This window comes from Zarconia navalis LEGE 11467 (genome assembly GCF_015207075.1).
Lineage (GTDB): Bacteria > Cyanobacteriota > Cyanobacteriia > Cyanobacteriales > Geitlerinemataceae > Zarconia > Zarconia navalis.
Genome location: NZ_JADEXN010000031.1, coordinates 1 through 17578, shown reverse-complemented (window position 1 = coordinate 17578; position 17578 = coordinate 1). Strand labels below are relative to the sequence as shown.

Sequence of the window (17578 nt, the reverse complement as noted above, 5' to 3'; positions counted from 1 at the left end):
CCCCAAAAGAGTTGCTACAAACCAGTTCTGCCAGTTCTCCAGTATGGTGCGCCGGAGAGCGATGCACCGGACGCATTTCGTGTAACACCACCGGAACTCCCGCCCGCGCGATTTGCCATGCAGCTTCCGTTCCCGCCAGTCCGCCGCCGATTACTTGAATTGGCTCTCGATCGACCATTTTGCTCTCCTGTAGGGTCAACGCCGCTATTGAGTATCAATTGTACATAGCAACTGCCTGGTTCATTCGGAATCGTAGAGGGGGAGAGGGGGAGATGTTCCGAACTCCGAATTCCGAATTCCGAATTCCGAATTCCGAACTCCGAATTCAAACATTCATGCCGCTTCCCACTGCTCGGTACGAGTTAAGCGAATTTGAGCCAGCGCAAAAATCGTCGGAATGATGCGACCGTAATTTGTAGCGATCGCCCGCCAGCCCACATCCGCTAAAAACCACGTCCAAAGAGCCGGCCCGACTAATGCAAAGACGCTGCGCATTGCACCGTATCGCGCTGCACTCAAAGCCATTCCCCGACGAGCACCCTGAAGTACCACATAGGCCTTAAACTTAGAAGCCGCCGCCGTACCACCCCGTTTGAGAACTTCTTTAGCCATCTGATGCCGTGCGAACTGTATGGCAAACTGACGGGCAACTTGGTGCAGCAACATCGGCGCGATCGCCGAACTGACGGCTAAAGCACTTCCGCCTTTGACCAGTAACCGCATCGGATCTCGCTGTACCGACAGGGGTAACGGTTGGGTAAGGTTAGATTTAGCGAGCGATCGCTGCACCCGAATCGTCAAGGCTTCCTGCTCCGAAGCGGGTAACTTTTGCCAAGCTTGACCGATGAGATGGAGAAAAACTTCGGCTTCTAAATCGAGGGTGGAAAGATCTTCAGAGTAGGGAATTTTGAGATAGCGACACACTTGAATCAGTGCTTGGCGATAGGTCACTTCTTCGGCGCGACCCCTCAAAACCGTGAAACCATCCGCAGCGAGGAAGCGAAATCGTTCTTCTAAAGTGTCGATCCAAATTTGGCGACTTCGACTTTGTAAATCGATAGAGTCTGGTGCGCTCAAATAGTCGAGGGGATTAAAACGAGGTTGAAACAAAATTTGTGTCAATCCCTGTAATTCTTCGTCGTTTGCTAACTCCAGAGCGGCTTTGAGTTCGTTCACGGTTTTCCTTTTCAACCCCAGGTTAAAATGTCTGTCTTTAATTTTCTGCTTAACATTTTAGCCGAACCAATTAGCAGAACCGATCGGCGGTCTCGATTTCCCCCAAATATTCGTCAGTAGAATCCGACGATCGCCCTTTCGAGGGGGTAGAGCTAAGTCTAGTCGGGAGACCCACACCCTCAATGCCACAACCACTATCCCCCAGGGTTGCTGGGGTGCGCTACACTGCCAGAAGTTTCGATCGACGAACCCCGATGCAATACCGAAAGTTTGGTAGAACCCAACTCCAAATGCCCGTCTTCTCCTGCGGCGGAATGCGCTACCAGCATTCTTGGAAAGACGTTTCCCCCATGTTGATTCCCACACAAAACCAACGTAATTTAGATGCGACAATTCGTCGCGCTCTCGAGCTGGGAATTCATCATATCGAAACCGCAAGGGGTTACGGAACTTCGGAGATTCAGCTAGGGAAAGTGCTTCCCAAACTCCCTCGAGAAAAACTGATCGTCCAAACGAAAGTCGGTCCCAAAGCCGACCCGAAAGAATTTCGGAAAAATCTCGATAAATCCCTGAATAATTTAAATCTCGACTACATCGATTTATTGGGAATTCACGGAATTAATACACTAGAACGCCTTAAAGATAGCATTCGGCCGGGGGGCTGTTTGGATGAAGTAAAAAAACTACAAAAGCAAGGAAGAATTCGATTTGTCGGATTTTCGACCCACGGCCCGACTGACGCAATCGTCAAAGCCATTGAAACCGATCGATTCGATTACGTAAACCTGCATTGGTACTATATCAATCAATTTAATTGGCCGGCGATCGAAGCGGCAACTCGCCATAATATGGGAGTGTTTATTATCAGCCCGTCTGATAAAGGGGGAAAACTCTACGATCCGCCCCCAAAATTAGTCGAACTTTGCCAGCCCCTAAGTCCGATGGTGTTTAACGATCTCTTTTGTTTGAGCCATCCCCAAGTTCATACCCTGAGTTTGGGTGCGGCGCGTCCGAGTGATTTTGACGAACATTTAAAGGTGTTACCGCTGTTAGATCGGGCGGATGAAGTGCTTCCCCCAATATTAGAAAGATTGGAGAGAGAAGCCATGAAAATCTTAGGAACGGACTGGGTAAAAACCTGGCATTTGGGCTTACCGACTCCCGAGAAAACACCCGATGGAATTAATATTAGAACGATTCTCTGGCTGCGAAATTTAACTCTTGCCTACGATATGCTCGAATATGCAAAATCGCGCTACAATTTGCTTGGAAATGGAGGGCATTGGTTTCCCGGAAATCGCTCGACTAGTGTCGGAAGTTTTGACCTCACCGATTGTTTGGCAAATAGCCCCCATGCCGATCGCATTCCCACCTACCTAGCCGAAACTCATCAATTGCTTGGAGGAACCTCTCAAAAGCGCCAATCGCAACAATAGATATTATCAAATAAATTATTCAAAAATCGGCGTTCGGGAAAAAGACTTTAGACGATGACGATCTCGCGTACGGTTTAGCCCATCGGAAGAGCGATCGCAAACTCGGTTCCAATGCCGGGTTCAGAAGTACAAGAAATCGTACCGCCATGTTTCTCTTCGATAATCTGCTGGGCGATCGCCAAACCCAATCCCGTCCCTTTTCCAATACCTTTAGTCGTAAACAAATGGTTAAATATTTTGTCTTTTATCTCTGCCGAAATTCCCGATCCGTTATCAGCAATAGTACACTGCACTCGATCGTCTACGACTGAAGTTTGAATCACAATTCGATTGGAATTCTCTTTAATTTCGACAAAACTACATCCTCTATTAGATTCATCTAAAGCATCGATCGCATTGGCAAAAATATTCATAAATACCTGATTGATCTGTCCGGGAAAACAGGAAATTTCCGGAATCTGACCGTAGTCGGTTACCACTTCAATCTGTGGACGATATCCATTGGCTTTGAGGCGATGGCGTAAAATCAGGAGGGTGCTATCGATCCCTTCATGAAGATTGAATAATTGCTTTCGATCGCTATCGGCACGGGAGAAAGTCCGGAGACTTTTACTGATAGATATAATTCGCTCTCCACCATCTTGCATCGCGCGAATGAGCTTCGGTAAATCTTCTCGCACGTAATCAAGATCGATCGCTTCTAATTCATCTTCAATTTCTGTACCGGGTTGAGGGAATTTCTGGCCATAGAGATCGATGATGCTTAACAAGTCATTCACGTAATCTTGCGCTGCATCGACATTGCCCACAATGCAACCAATGGGATTATTGATTTCGTGGGCAACCCCGCTCACTAAGTTACCTAATGCCGTTAGTTTTTCCTGCTGCACTAATTGTACTTGAGCCTGTTGCAGCGCCTGAGTCCGTTCGAATACTTGTTGTTCTAAAGTATTCGTCAGTCGTTTCAGCTGCCAGTGGACTTTCACCCGTGCTAGCACTTCCGCCTCTTCAAAAGGTTTGGTGATGTAATCGACGGCACCTAACGACAAGCCTTTGACTTTGTTTTGCGTATCGGCGAGAGCTGTCATAAAAATGACTGGAATCCCTTCTGTCGCAGGGTTTTTCTGGAGATGGCAACAGGTTTCAAAACCATCCATGTTTGGCATTTCAACATCGAGCAGGATAAGTTCTGGGTGGTGGCGTTCCACCTGAGCTAGGGCATCTTCGCCATCAACTGCCATGCGGACTTTATAGCCAGCGGCTTTCAAGGCTTGAGACAACACAGATAAGTTCGTTGGGTTGTCATCCACAATTAAGATAAATGGTTGGGTTCGGGATGGCATGGGTTTCTGTATCCAGCTCGGGGGGGTTAAGCGAGGTAGTGTTGGATAAATGTCCGCAATTGTTTGATCTCGCAAGCCTCAGCAAGGCGGATCAGCTCTTGGGTGAAAGTTGCGGTATTCCTATCCTGAATTTGTCCGGCGATTTCGATAACGCCATCGAGTTCCCCATCCTGTGCTAACTCTAAGAGTTGATGCAAGATTGCTGTCTCGGGCGGCTGTATTTCTTCAGGAGCAACTCGAACATTCTGGTTCTCAATATTATTATTATCGTAACTCCACTCTAATTGCAGATGTTTTTGTAGGAGTTCGAGTAACGTTTCCGTTTGCACGGGTTTGGGTAAGAAATCATTGGCTCCAGCATTTAAACTTTTATGACGATCGCGCTCGAAAACACTGGCTGAGGACACCAGAACAATTTGGTTTTGCAGTTGGGGATGAGCGCGGAGTTTCTGCAAAAACTCAAACCCATCCATCACCGGCATCGCTAAGTCAGTGATAATTAAATCCGGCGATGTTTTCAGTGCCTGTTCGACACCCTCGAGTCCGTTGCCCGCTTCGATAATTTCAAAGCCGACGGGTTCTAGCAGATTCAGCAATACCGAACGATTTTCCCAACGATCGTCGATGACTAAGATTTTACGTTTTTCGCCTTTGTAACCCTGAATAATTCCTGGTTGACTCGCTCTCGAATCTATTGCCCAACTTTCAGCTTCTGGCAGTTCGACTTCAAAAGAAAAAGAGCTACCTTTGCCTAACACGCTGTTAATCTGAATTTCGCCTTGCATTAGCGAGACGATTTTGTGAGTAATGGCGAGTCCGAGTCCCGTCCCCTCTGCTTGCTTTTTAGCATCGCCCACTTGCTCGAAAGGTAGAAATATTTTTTCAATTTGTTTTGGGGTCATACCGACCCCAGTATCGTCGATTTGGAAGCGAATTTTGGGCGCAATGAATTCAACCTTCAAAGTGACACTACCGCGATCGGTAAATTTGATAGCATTGCCCAGTAGGTTGATTAGAACCTGACGCAAACGCTTTTCATCAGCCCAAACACCGATCGGTAATTGGGAGTCAAATTGGACGTTGAAGGTAATCTCTTTTTGTTCGGCACGAATCTGATTAATTTCGACAACACTTTGCAGAAAAGAAGGAAAGTGTAAAGCTGTGGGATGGAGTTCTAATTTGCGGGCTTCGATTTTGGAAAGATCTAAGATGTCGTTAATTAAGTTCAGAAGGTGAGAACCGCATTGATAGATTATATCAATGCCGTTTTGCCCTTTTTGGGTTAGGGGTTCGCTACGTTTTAGGATTTGGGCGTAGCCCAGCACGCCATTGAGTGGAGTGCGTAACTCGTGGCTCATGTTGGCGAGGAATTCGCTTTTTGCTTGGTTGGCACTGTCGGCAGTTTCTTTAGCTTGCTGAAGTTGCCAACTGGCTTGCTGAATTTCTTGAAATTTATCTTGGAGGGCACTTGCCATGAGTTGAAAGTTACTCGATAGGGTATCAATTTCAGTAATTGAACTCGTGGGAATTGTTAGTGCTTGTTGTTCTGTGAGTTTATCGGGTAAATTGCTGGTAATATTGGCAAGCTGTAGCAACGGTTTGACTAGACTGCGGCTAATCGTTTTTGCCAAGATCGGTGCTAAGAGCGCGATCGCCATCAAGATCGCAAAACTTTTGGTATAAATTCCATCAAGTGCGACTAAATGGGATGCATTGGCTTCTTCGATGGCGACTATCCAGGGAAGATCTCCACCAATCGCACCTTTATTCACGTAAAATGACTTTCTCCAGCGCACGACTTTTGCCATGTTGGGAATCTTGGGTACCCAAATATGGATATTTCGATCGAGTCGATGAATTTCACCATTCCCATCTCGATCGAAAAGTTGCCCGATTTTTAGTTCGTCGCGAGTGCTAGCGATCGCTCGATTTTGTTCGTCTAGTAAACTCACAAAACGAGTTGATTCAGATTGACTGGACAACCACTTTTGCTTTAGTACATTTACATCAATTTCCGCAAAAAGTTGTCCAACTAGTGTCTCATTATTTAAAATTGGTACGCTCTGAAATATTGTTGGCGAGTTGGAAACTTCCATTACCTCAGAGAGCATTGGCTGTTTTGCCTTCAGTAAATCTCGAACTTGCAAACCATCAAATTGAGTCACATTTCGATCGGTATTTCTAGCAACCGTTGAATTGAGAATTTTTCCATCTGTATCTATAATGTATAAATTGCGAAACTCATTAACGGCTTGTCGAACGATCTGAATCTTTTCTTGGTCTTGGGAAGGATCTGAGCGATCGCTATTTTGAAAGCTAGAGGCAATTGCTTGCAATTTATCCTGACTTTGTTGATGCCAGTTTTGGAGATCGGTGCTGATATTTTTTTGAGTATTTTCTAGATGAGATAAAATATTATTCTCTTCAACAGAGGTAGCGTCTTGACAGTTCCAAATGGTCAGTACCAATGCTGGCAGCAAAACAAAAGCGACTAGCAAATTAAGGAGTGTCTGCTCGAAGGCATGAGTCTTAATCGTTTTGGCACGCAGCCATTGGGAAATCGGGGTATGAGTCAGGATGAGACTGGCAATTAAAGTATTGCAAATTTGATTGAGGGGATTTTTAAAAGAAATCAGTAAAACACTTTGAGGTGGAATTTTAATAACAAAGACATAAAGAAACCAAAGCAGAGGAAATCCGATAACGATCCAATAATAAACATCGAGGAGTAATAGGTTACTGCTACGCCGTCGTAGTCCCCAGCCCAGAAAAATGGCTTCTAGAGTAAAGATAATAAAAGCTGCGGGATGATGCCACAGAAAAATTGTGTAGGAGTTGGAAATGACAGCGGCGATCGTCCCCCAACCCAACCCGTACAGCCGAATGACGAGCACGGTAAAAATACTGCCAAACAGCCAATCGATATGGAAGATAATGGGGATTTTGAAATAATTCCCCATATATCCTGCCAAGAGCAAAAAAAGTAAAACGATTGTCGAACGCAACTGGTGTTGCAACAAATTTCCGTGTCTGTGGGAGTTCCAGGATTCTGCAATATTTGTTGCCATTTTGCCCTTAATTTCTCTAACAATCGTATGACTTAGATTTGACCTTAATTCTAGCGATTCAGTTTAGAAGTATCTTGCCCGATCGGGACTTGAATTTTAAAAATCGTACCTTGCCCGAACTGAGAATCAACTTCGATCGAGCCGCCATGATTTTCTTCCACGATCTGACGGGCGATCGCCATTCCCAAACCCGTCCCTTTTCCCACACCTTTAGTAGTAAATCCTTGCTCGAAAATCCGTTGTTTGACATTTTCAGGCATTCCCGCACCGTTATCCCGAATCCGAACGATCGCATTTTTAGATGTTACCTCTGTCGAAATCTTAATCTGATTGGGTTCGGCCGCAATCTCCTCAAAACTACGCTCGCCATTGCCTTCTTCCAATGCATCGATGGCATTAGCGATTAAGTTCATAAACACCTGATTGAGCTGTCCGGGGAAGCACTGCACCTCTGGAATATCGCCGTATTCTTTAACAATTTCGATCGCCGGACGCTGTTCGTTGGCTTTGAGGCGATGTTTGAGAATCAGCAGAGTACTATCGATACCGTCATGGAGGTTGAAGGGAACTTTGTGTTCTTTATCGGTACGGGAAAATGTCCGCAAGCTAGTGCTGATATGACCGATGCGATCGACTCCAAGTTTCATCGAATCGATCAGTTTGGGTAAATCCGAGCGAAGAAAATCTAGATCGATGGCTTCGATTTCTTCTTCGATGACTTCACTAGGATTTGGATTTTCTTGCTGATATAAGTCAATTAACCCTAATAAATCTCCTACGTAATCCCGTGCCGGTTGGAGATTGCCGCCGATGAATCCGACGGGATTGTTGATTTCGTGGGCGACTCCGGCCACTAAGTTTCCTAATGCTGACATTTTCTCGCTTTGCACCAGTTGCAGTTGGGCATTTTGCAGCTCGTCGAGAGACTTTTGCAACATATTATTAGCGGCTTGAGATTGTTCGTACAATCGAGCGTTTTCGATAGAAATTGCCGCTTGGGAGCAAAGTAAATTGAGTACTTCGACTCGTTCGGAGGTAAAGGCTTCCGCACTGAGATTATTTTCTAGGTAAAGAATACCGATCGACCGACCTTGGTTGAGAATGGGGGTGCAGAACAAACTTTTGGGTTGTTGTTGGATCAGGTAACTATCTCCGGCAAAACGGGTATCGTTCTCCACCTGATTGAGAATGACAGTCTTTTGGGTGCGTTGAACCATACGAACGATATTCACCGGCAGGGTCTTCGCCTTTTCCAGAGGAGTTGGGGATAATTGGCAGTGTTCCCGAACGCACTGGGCAACAATTTCCCAGGTTCGAGCGTTCTTCAAGATGAATGTTCCTTTGTCCGCTCCAGCATTGGCTAAGACGATTTTCATCAGTTGGGAGAGCAAGGCTTCGAGTTCGATTTCACCCGAGAGAGCTTGGGAGGCTTTGATAGCGGCGGAGATATCGAGAAAAGAGCCGTTAGTACTCGCGGAAGTGCCAATGGTTGAACGGGAGGGAATAGTGGTTGTGGCGTTAAGGGATTGGGGAGACAGGGGTTGTTGGAGGATGGGAGCCAGGAGCTGAGGGTGGCTGGTTTCGAGGTGGTCGGTTTTGGCTTTGGCCCCCCAGCGCGCGTAGCAGTAGTAGGCTTCTAAGATATAGGCTCGCGCAATTTTTTCTTTGCCGTTCGGCCCAGCCGAGCGATGCCCTGAGGCTCTCGAAGGGTCGAAGCCCCAGTCGAGGTAGAATTTGGCGGCGAGTTCGTTGGCGAGAGCTTCGTCTTGAACGAATTGGTTTTCTTTGGCCCCCGAAATCGCCAGATCGTATAATTCGATCGCTTTTAGCTTCTCACCAAGCACTCTAGATCGTTCTGCTTCGACTAAATGTAGTTTGTGTTGGAAATTGTCCGGACAGTTATCCGTCCAGACTTGCAATTGTTCTCGATCTTCTTCGACCTGTTTTAACATTTCAACTTTTTCCTGAGTCGAGGCATTTGGATAAAGCTTTAGACAGGTCAACGCTTGATAGTAGGCGTGCTCGGCTAAGGTGAAATGACCGGCAAGAAATTCTATAATTTCTTGGGCTGAAGAAAGATATTCTCGCGCATCTTCGGGTCGATCGAAAAGATAGGAAATTTGAGCTTTGAAAATTTGGTAAGCACAGGTTCCAGGGAAACTATTGCGATCGCGACAAACCTCCAAATGCTGGGCTTCTTCTATGTCTTGTTGTCGAGCGATCGCTGATGTTGACGTTGGAGAGGTCAGAATCTGGGTTGCTAGCTGACATCCTGCTGTAATGTCATAGGCATAATAATGCTTGATATCTTCTAGTAACGGCAAGTAAATCGGAAATTCTGCCAATAATTCATTGAGATTTTTTCCAGAGTGAAAAAGACTCAAAATTCGATTGTAGGCAATATATCCAATAAATTGAAGCTGTCCGGACTCTAGCCCGGCTGAGTATCCTTGATTGTTAATCGCCTCACAATGGCTAATATGTTGTCTCCATTGGAGTAAGAACGCTGCTAAGATATTACAAGCTTTAGATTCTTGTGCTAAATCTTTGAATTTCTGACTCAAATTTAAAGATAAAATTCCGAATTCATAGCCTGCTTCGTAATCTTTAAAAATACAACCAATCAAGACACCATAAAACGAGTAGCCGAAACAGCATTCTGGAATATGTCCGTGTTGCAACGATAAGTTGACGATCTTGACAATTAAGACCCGCCAGAGTGACTGATTGAAGCTATAGGTTAAGGGCAGCAAGGTATGCATAACCTGCACCGCACTCCTTTTTTCAGGAATTTCCATTTCTGGAAGGTCGATTAAAGAAGAAATATCTCGATCTCCCAATCGTTTTTTTGCCGCTTCAAACTCTCGATCGAGTTCCTTGTCTAAGTTATCTTCATCCCACTCAATTCCCAAGAGTTTTAACGCAATTCTGCCTTCATCAACGGCCTGTTTAAATTTGGAGGTTACGGTGTGCTGAACGATGAGAATATTATAAATCTCAGCTTTGTCGATCGCTGAATTTGCTCGTTTTAGAGTTTGGAAGGCTAAATGTTCTGACTGTTCTACATCTCCGTTTAGGAATTTGATTTCCGAGCCTTCTTTATATAAGTTGAAGGTCAATCGATAGTCCGTTTTCCAGCCATCTTCTCCCACCAAAGCAATTCCCGTTTTGACGTACGCAGTTGCCGCAGAATAAGCAACTGATTTCTTTGCTTTTCGTGCTGTTTTTAAGTTAAGGCCGGCAATTTCAATTTCTTCGTCTCGATCGTCAATTAACTCAATTCCGTAGTTTAAATTATTAACAATTTCAAAAATTCTTTCATTTTGTTCCTCTTTGCCGATATTTTCAAATAAAAGCCATCCCAAGCGATAGTGGGTTGCTCGTTTTTGAGTTTGGGGAATCAGTGAGTAAGCGGCTTGTTGGATGCGATCGTGCAGAAATTTATAGTTAACCGATATCGGGTCTGATACTGTAAATCGATTTGTTTTGCTACCTTGAAAAAACTTATAAGTTTGATTTGCCGGTAATACTAATCCTTCTTGCAGGGCTTTCCACAATGCCGTAGCGACTTTTTCTTGGGAATATTCACTGACAATGGCTAAGGTTGATAAGTCAAAGGTATTACCCACACAAGCGGCTAATTTCAAAATTTCTTGAGTTTCTTGGGGCAACCGATGCAATCGAGAAGCCATAAACTCGACCACATCATCGGTTAGAGATAATTGTCGAATTCTGGCAATATCGCACTGCCAATATCCAGCCTCTAGATCGAAGGTAATTTCGCCATCTTCATACAATCCTTTCAAAAATTGGGTAGCAAAGAAGGGATTTCCTTTAGTTTTTTGATAGACTAATTTCGTCAGGGAAACAGCTAATTCTAGAGGACAGGTGAGAACGTCAGCAATTAGATGATTTAATCCCGATTGAGATAAAGGAGCCAGAGTTATCGTGTTGACAATTGCTTCTTTCTTAACAATTTCGTCTAATGTCAACATTAAAGGATGGGCGGGATCGACTTCATTATCTCGATAAGCGCCCAAAATGAGTAAATATCCCGTATCGATTTTCTCCATCAGCAACTTTAGCAAGTTCAAGGAGGCTGAATCTGCCCATTGCAAGTCATCGAGGAAGATAACCAAAGGATGGTCTCGGGTCGTAAAAACTTCAACGAACTTACCAAAGAGCAAATTGAAGCGATTTTGGGCCGCGCTTCCCGATAGTTCCGGAACGGGAGGTTGCACTCCAATAATGCTTTCGAGTTCGGGAATCACTTCGATCGTCACCTGGGCGCTTTCTCCCAAGGCTGCTTGAATTTTGGTTTTCCACTGTTGCAGTTGAGCGTCACTCTCACAGAGTAACTGACCCATTAGGTTGCGAAAAGCTTCCACGAAGGCAGAGAAAGGAATATTACGGTTGAATTGGTCGAATTTCCCCTGAATGAAGTATCCTTGTTGGCGGACGATGGGTTTATGGATTTCACTGACGACGGCAGTTTTCCCGATGCCGGAGAATCCAGCCACCAAAATCATTTCGGTGTTGCCGTTGGCAACACGATCGAATGCTGTTAGTAATGTCTTGACTTCAGCTTCTCGTCCGTAGAGTTTTTCGGGAATAATGAAGCGATCGCAAAGATCTCGTTCTCCTAACTCAAATGGTTCGATGCAACCCGTTTCTTTCCACTGAAACAAACACCTTTCTAGGTCGTGTTTCAATCCCAAAGCGCTCTGGTAGCGGTCTTCGGCATTCTTCGCCATCAATTTCACTACCAGATTGGAAATCACTTGGGGAATCTCTTCCCCGTTCTCCGTTCCCTGCGCTGCCTTGAGCCTGTCGAAAGGTTCCCCGTTCCCCAATTCCATAGGAGATTTAGCAATGTGACAGTGGACTAACTCCAGAGCATCGTCACTTTGGAAGGGTAATTCTCCCATGAGGAGTTCGTAGAAGGTGACTCCGAGGGAATAGAAATCCGTGCGGTAGTCGATACCGCGATTCATCCGTCCGGTTTGTTCGGGGGAAATATAGGCGAGGGTTCCCTCTAAGACGTTGGGATTACTAATTTGGAGGGTTTCTTTGGGCAGGAGTGAGGAGATGGAAAAGTCAATGAGTTTGACTTGTTGTGTTTCGGGATGGATGAGGATATTGGCGGGTTTGATGTCTTTGTGGATGACTCGGTTTCGATCGAGTCCGTGGAGAATATCCGCCAATTGAACGGCAATGGTGAGAAAATCGACGATCGCCCATTCGCCTTGTTTCCACTCTGAGAGGGAAATATACCCTTTGTCGGGCATCACCAGGGCGTAACCGTTGCCGTGGGTTTTAAGAGCTAAAGGGTTGACGATTCCGGGTAAGTCGAGATTTTTGGCAATGGTATATTGGTTGCGGAACTGAACCAGTTCGCTGAAGCTGGGGTATTCGTTGCGCAAAAATTTGATGACGACGGGTTGCTCGTCGGTGATGCGAGTGCCGCGATAGACTTGAGTGCGCGTGCCTTGGTAGAGATTTTCGCCGAGGTGATAGCCGGGAAGAGTTGTCATCGTCGTGTTGGGGTAACTGCCTTCTTCCAATGTGGCTTTTACGATCTTTTCCAAAATCGATCCAAATCACAACGAACAAGCGATCGCGATCTCAAAAGTTCGTCATCGAATCAGGTGCGGGATTTAGCTCACCCGAAAAGCGATCGAAAACTCGGTTCCAATGCCGGGTTCGGAAGTACAAGATATCGTACCGCCATGCTTCTCTTCTACGATCTGACGAGCGATCGCCATTCCTAACCCCGTGCCTTTGCCGACTCCTTTGGTGGTAAATCCTTGCTCGAAGATACGCCCTCTGACTTCCTCTGGCATTCCCACCCCGTTATCTGAAATTCGGATGGTGACTCTCTCGTCTTGGATGTGGGTTTGAATGGTAACCCGGTTGGGATCGGCTGCAATCTCTTCAAAACTGCGTCCTGTGTTGCCTTCATCGAGAGCATCAATGGCATTGGCAATCAAGTTCATAAATACCTGATTGAGCTGTCCGGGGAAGCACTCTACTTCTGGAATGTTGCCATATTCCTTGACAATTTCAATTTTCGGACGCTGTTCGTTGGCTTTGAGGCGGTGTTTGAGAATCAGCAAGGTGCTGTCGATACCGTCGTGGAGGTTGAAGGGGACTTGATATTCTTTATCCGTGCGCGAAAACGTCCGCAAGCTGGTACTGATATGACCGATGCGCTCGACTCCGAGTTTCATCGAACCGAGCAGCTTGGGTAAATCTTCTCGCAAGAAATCTAAGTCAATGGCTTCAAGTTCTTCCTCAATATCTTCATCGCCATCGGGGAGTTTCTCTTGATATAAGTCAATCAACCCTAACAAGTCTTGCACGTAATCTCGAGCGGGTTGGATATTACCACCGATAAAGCCCACGGGATTGTTGATTTCGTGAGCCACTCCTGCCACGAGATTCCCCAATGCTGACATTTTCTCGCTTTGTACCAGTTGCAGTTGCGATCGCTCGAGCTGTTGAGCGTAATCTTGTGCCTGTTGGTAAAGGCGAGCGTTCTCCAAGGAAATCGCCGCTTGGGTACACAGGAAGTTGAGAACCAGGATACGATCGCTGGTGAACGCGCCACTTGTCGAGCGATTTTTCAAATACAGAATCCCGATCGCATTTCCTCGATCGAAAATCGGCAAACACAGTAAACTCTTGGGTTGCCGCTGGTGGAGATAGTCATCGATGACGGGTAAATCGGTATTGAGATCGTCAATAACGACTATTTCTTGGGTATTTTTGACATATTGAATCAGTCGAACCGGTAGTCGGGGATTGTCTTGGAGGGGTTCCGAGCAAAGTTCTGTGGTATCCGATGTGGCGATCGCGGCAACGTACCATTTTCCATCGCTCTCGGGCAAGATTAAAGCACAGCGATCGCCCCCAGCATTTTGCAGAATAATTTGGGTGAGTTGCCGTAGAAGTTCGTCGAGTTGAATGGTGCTAGAGAGTGCCTGAGAGGCTTTGAGAATCGCAGCAAAATCGAGGGTGGTATTGATGCTGCTGGTTGAAGAGCAACTCGTTTGTGTGATGGCATGGATCGAGCGATTGGAGGCAGCGAGGGTTGCGAGGGTTTCGATGGGATTGAGGGTTTGGACTGCGGCTTGGAGAATGGGGAGCAATAAATTGGGATAGCGTCGCTCGAGAGCGTCGGTTTTGGCTTTAGCCCCCCAACGGGCATAACAGTAATATGCTTCTTGCATGTAGCCAGCCGCCACTTTTTCTTTGCCGTTCGGCCCAGCCGAGCGATGCCCTGAGGCTCTCGAAGGGTCGAAGCCCCAATCGAGATAAAACTTGGCGGCGAGTTCGTTGGCAAGGGCTTCTTCTTGGATATATTTATTTTCTTTGGCTCCGGCTATGGCGCGATCGTAATAATCTCCCGCTTCGTAATTACGACCTAAAACTCGAGACTTTTCTGCTTCCACCAAATCCATCTTATGCTGGTGGTTCATCGGAGCATATTTAGCCCAGTAATCTCGTAATTGAATCTGATTTTTCGTGACCCGATCTAAAGATTCTTCTTGAGAATCAGGGGAGATCGTTGCCAACATCACCAAAGAGCTATAAAAGTAATATTCAGCTTCTAATACAAAGCCTCCAAGACCAGATACATACTCTTGGATCTTGGCAACATGGTCTGAGGCAAGCAGCAGTTCCTCAAACAAGAAACAGAGAAATATTTTATACAGATGAAAGAAGCTTAAACCGCCAATTTCACGATTAGCAATTAAATGTTTAACCCATTCGGATTCATCTAAAGTCTCTCCGATTAAGACCCAAGGCTGTTCGACCCGACCCAATAAGTTAGAACAAACCTGACCGATCGGACGAGTGTAGCTTTCCTGAAGAGCTTGATTGGCATTTGACAAAACGGATATATAGGCATCTGTTTCCTTTTGCAGCGAGTGTAAGGGATAACCACTCCAAAAAGCATTGAAACAGTACATCTGAGCGTTATGACCGACAAATTCCAAATCCCCTACCTCAAGAGACATTTGATACCCAACAGACAAAATTTCTAGAGTATTCTTGAGGTGTGCATGACGATGTTCGAGAAACGTCCCACACATCATCATGCCACGCCCTTTCAAGGTTTTGGTAACGGGATGTCGATCGAGGTCAGCAGCCAAACGACCCAATGCAACACCCATTTCGATCTCCTTGAAGAAATTACAGGCAATGACTCCATAACAACCATAGATATAGGCTGAATTAGCTATATTGCCATAGCAGACAGACAAATCGACTAATAAACTAACCAGTATGGGGAAAAGTGGCGGATTGACCATATTGCTAGGCGAAAGAATCTGCGTGGCAATTTCTGCAATAGCCAATCGTTCGGGGTCTTTCATCTCCGGCAGATCGAGTAAATCTGGAATTGATATCCCTTGGGTACTCTCGCGACCCCTCTGAATAAATCTGTTGATTTCTGCTTCCGTCGGTTGAAATGAAATATCAATGCCCAGTTTTTGAAGAACCTCGATGCCAATAGATATCGCGGTTTCAAGTTTATTTTGGAAGAAATATTTTTGAATCCTAATTCTGTAGGCTGTAATCCGATCCAATAAGGATTGGCTTTGAAGCAGAATAGTCTCGATCGCCTCATCCATCGCCGCAAAATCGCCGATTAGTAGGTTCAGCTCTGCTAAGGTATTGTTTAGGCTGAGGCTCAAGTTGTATCGATCTTGCCAGCCCGTCGGACCAAGCAATTGCAATGCCGTCGTTACGTATTGATGGGCTGCCCCATAGGCAGTATTTCCTTTCGCTTTTTGGCAAGCAAGCCAATTGAGTTCGACCAGTTGCTGGCGTTCTGTTGCATCTGTTACTAAGTCGATCCCATAGTTCAGATGGTTGACTACATCAAAAATCTTCTTCTCGCGATCGGTGGGTGTAGTGGCTTGCTGTAGTAATTTACCGATTTGGTAGTGAGTCTTTTGCTTGTCTAGGTCGGGGATTAACCGATAAGCTGCCTGCTGTACCCGGTCGTGCAAGAAACGATAGCTGACAGTGGGGGAACGTTCGAGTTTCGTGGCAATGTCTTCTTTCTGAAAAAACTTGTAGGTTTCACCTTCTGGAATGACTAACCCAGCTTGTAGCGATGGCCACAAATCGATCGCAACAGTATCTTGGGGTTGCTTGCACACAACAGATAAAGTGACCAAATCAAACTGATGACCGATGCAAGCGGCTATTTTCAAAATATCTTGGGTTTGGGTTGGAAACTTCCGCAACTGAGTTGCCATAAACTCAACCACATCATCGGTTAAAGCCAACTGCCGGACTTGAGTCAGGTTGCATTGCCAATATCGATCGTCGAGATTAAAGGTGATATGTCCGTCACTATAAAGACCCTGTAAAAACTGAGTGGTGAAAAAGGGATTGCCTTTCGTCTTGTGATAGGTCAACTCGCACAGGGGTTGTGCAACCTCAGATGCACACTCAAGTGTATCTGCCACCAACTGATTAATGTCAGTCTGGCTTAATGGATTTAATGTCAAAGTATGGAGAGAGACTTTTTGCTTCTCTAGCTCATCTACCGTTAACATCAGGGGATGAGCTGGAAATACCTCGTTATCTCGATAGGCTCCCAGGACAAGCAGATAACCACTCTCTGATTCATTCATCAACACTTTCATCAGATTTAGGGATGCCGAGTCTGCCCATTGCAAGTCATCGAGAAAGATAACTAAAGGATGCTCTTTTGTGGTGAAGACGGCAATGAATTTCTCAAAGAGCAGGTTAAAGCGATTTTGCGCCGCACTTCCGGAGAGTTCTGGAACGGGAGGTTGCTTGCCAATAACGCTTTCGAGTTCTGGGATCGCATCAATCAGAACTTGTCCGCTATTTTCCACCGCTTCGAGAATTTGAGTTTTCCAATGAGTTAATTCGGCATCAGATTCGCTGAGGATTTGTCCTATTAAATTGCGGAAAGCTTGCACAAATGCAGAGAAGGGAATATTGCGATTGAATTGGTCGAATTTCCCTTTGATAAAATAGCCTCGTTGGCGAACGATGGGTTTGTGGACTTCATTCACGACGGCGGTTTTGCCAATGCCAGAAAATCCTGCTACCAGCATTAGTTCGGTATTTCCGGCTGCGACTCGCTCAAATGCTGCTAGCAACATCTCAACTTCTTGTTCCCGTCCGTAGAGTTTTTCGGGAATGATGAAGCGATCGCAAAGATCCCTCTCTCCCAATTCAAATGGCTCGATACATCCGGTTTCTTTCCATTGAGATAAACATTTCTCTAAGTCGTATTTCAACCCCAAAGCACTCTGATAGCGGTCTTCGGCATTCTTTGCCATCAGTTTGAGAACCAACTTTGATAAGACTTGGGGAATCTCTTCCCCGTTCCCCAATGGCATGGGAGATTTAGCAATATGGCAGTGTACCAACTCCATGGGGTCATCGGACTCAAAAGGCAACTTTCCCGTTAGTAATTCGTAGAAGGTGACTCCGAGGGAATAGAAATCCGTGCGGTAGTCGATACCGCGATTCATCCGTCCGGTTTGTTCGGGGGAAATAT

General features: G+C 45.7%; 7 protein-coding genes. 1 reads left to right on the top strand and 6 read right to left on the bottom strand.

Annotated elements, in window-relative coordinates:
* Both IQ235_RS03145 and IQ235_RS03140 read right to left on the bottom strand, forming a co-directional pair.
* Window positions 1–178, bottom strand: a 178-nt coding sequence (locus IQ235_RS03145; RefSeq protein WP_264320045.1) for an FAD-dependent oxidoreductase, incomplete at its 3' end; no start/stop codon positions are given.
* A 155-nt stretch (window positions 179–333) separates the two neighbouring features.
* Window positions 334–1176 carry a YaaW family protein gene (locus tag IQ235_RS03140; protein ID WP_264320043.1) on the bottom strand — a complete coding sequence of 281 codons (843 nt, stop codon included), beginning with the start codon at window positions 1174–1176 and terminating at the stop codon, window positions 334–336.
* A 254-nt stretch (window positions 1177–1430) separates the two neighbouring features.
* On the opposite strand from IQ235_RS03140, the gene IQ235_RS03135 reads away from it, so the two are divergent.
* A complete protein-coding gene (locus tag IQ235_RS03135; protein WP_264320044.1) occupies window positions 1431–2612 on the top strand; it encodes an aldo/keto reductase in 1182 nt (393 codons plus the stop codon).
* 74 nt (window positions 2613–2686) lie between these two features.
* Here the strand turns inward: IQ235_RS03135 and IQ235_RS03130 are convergent, their stop codons facing one another.
* From IQ235_RS03130 to IQ235_RS03115, 4 genes are all read right to left on the bottom strand, one after another.
* Window positions 2687–3955, bottom strand: coding sequence for a hybrid sensor histidine kinase/response regulator (locus IQ235_RS03130; RefSeq protein WP_264320042.1), 1269 nt, complete (start codon window positions 3953–3955; stop codon window positions 2687–2689).
* A 26-nt stretch (window positions 3956–3981) separates the two neighbouring features.
* A complete protein-coding gene (locus IQ235_RS03125) occupies window positions 3982–7023 on the bottom strand; it encodes an ATP-binding protein (RefSeq protein WP_264320041.1) in 3042 nt (1013 codons plus the stop codon).
* 50 nt (window positions 7024–7073) lie between these two features.
* A complete protein-coding gene (locus IQ235_RS03120; RefSeq protein ID WP_264320040.1) occupies window positions 7074–12557 on the bottom strand; it encodes a trifunctional serine/threonine-protein kinase/ATP-binding protein/sensor histidine kinase in 5484 nt (1827 codons plus the stop codon).
* Between the two features lie 123 nt (window positions 12558–12680).
* Entirely contained in the window at window positions 12681–17552 is a 4872-nt protein-coding gene (locus IQ235_RS03115) for a trifunctional serine/threonine-protein kinase/ATP-binding protein/sensor histidine kinase (RefSeq protein WP_264320039.1), read from the bottom strand.
* Between the last annotated feature and the right edge of the window lie 26 nt (window positions 17553–17578).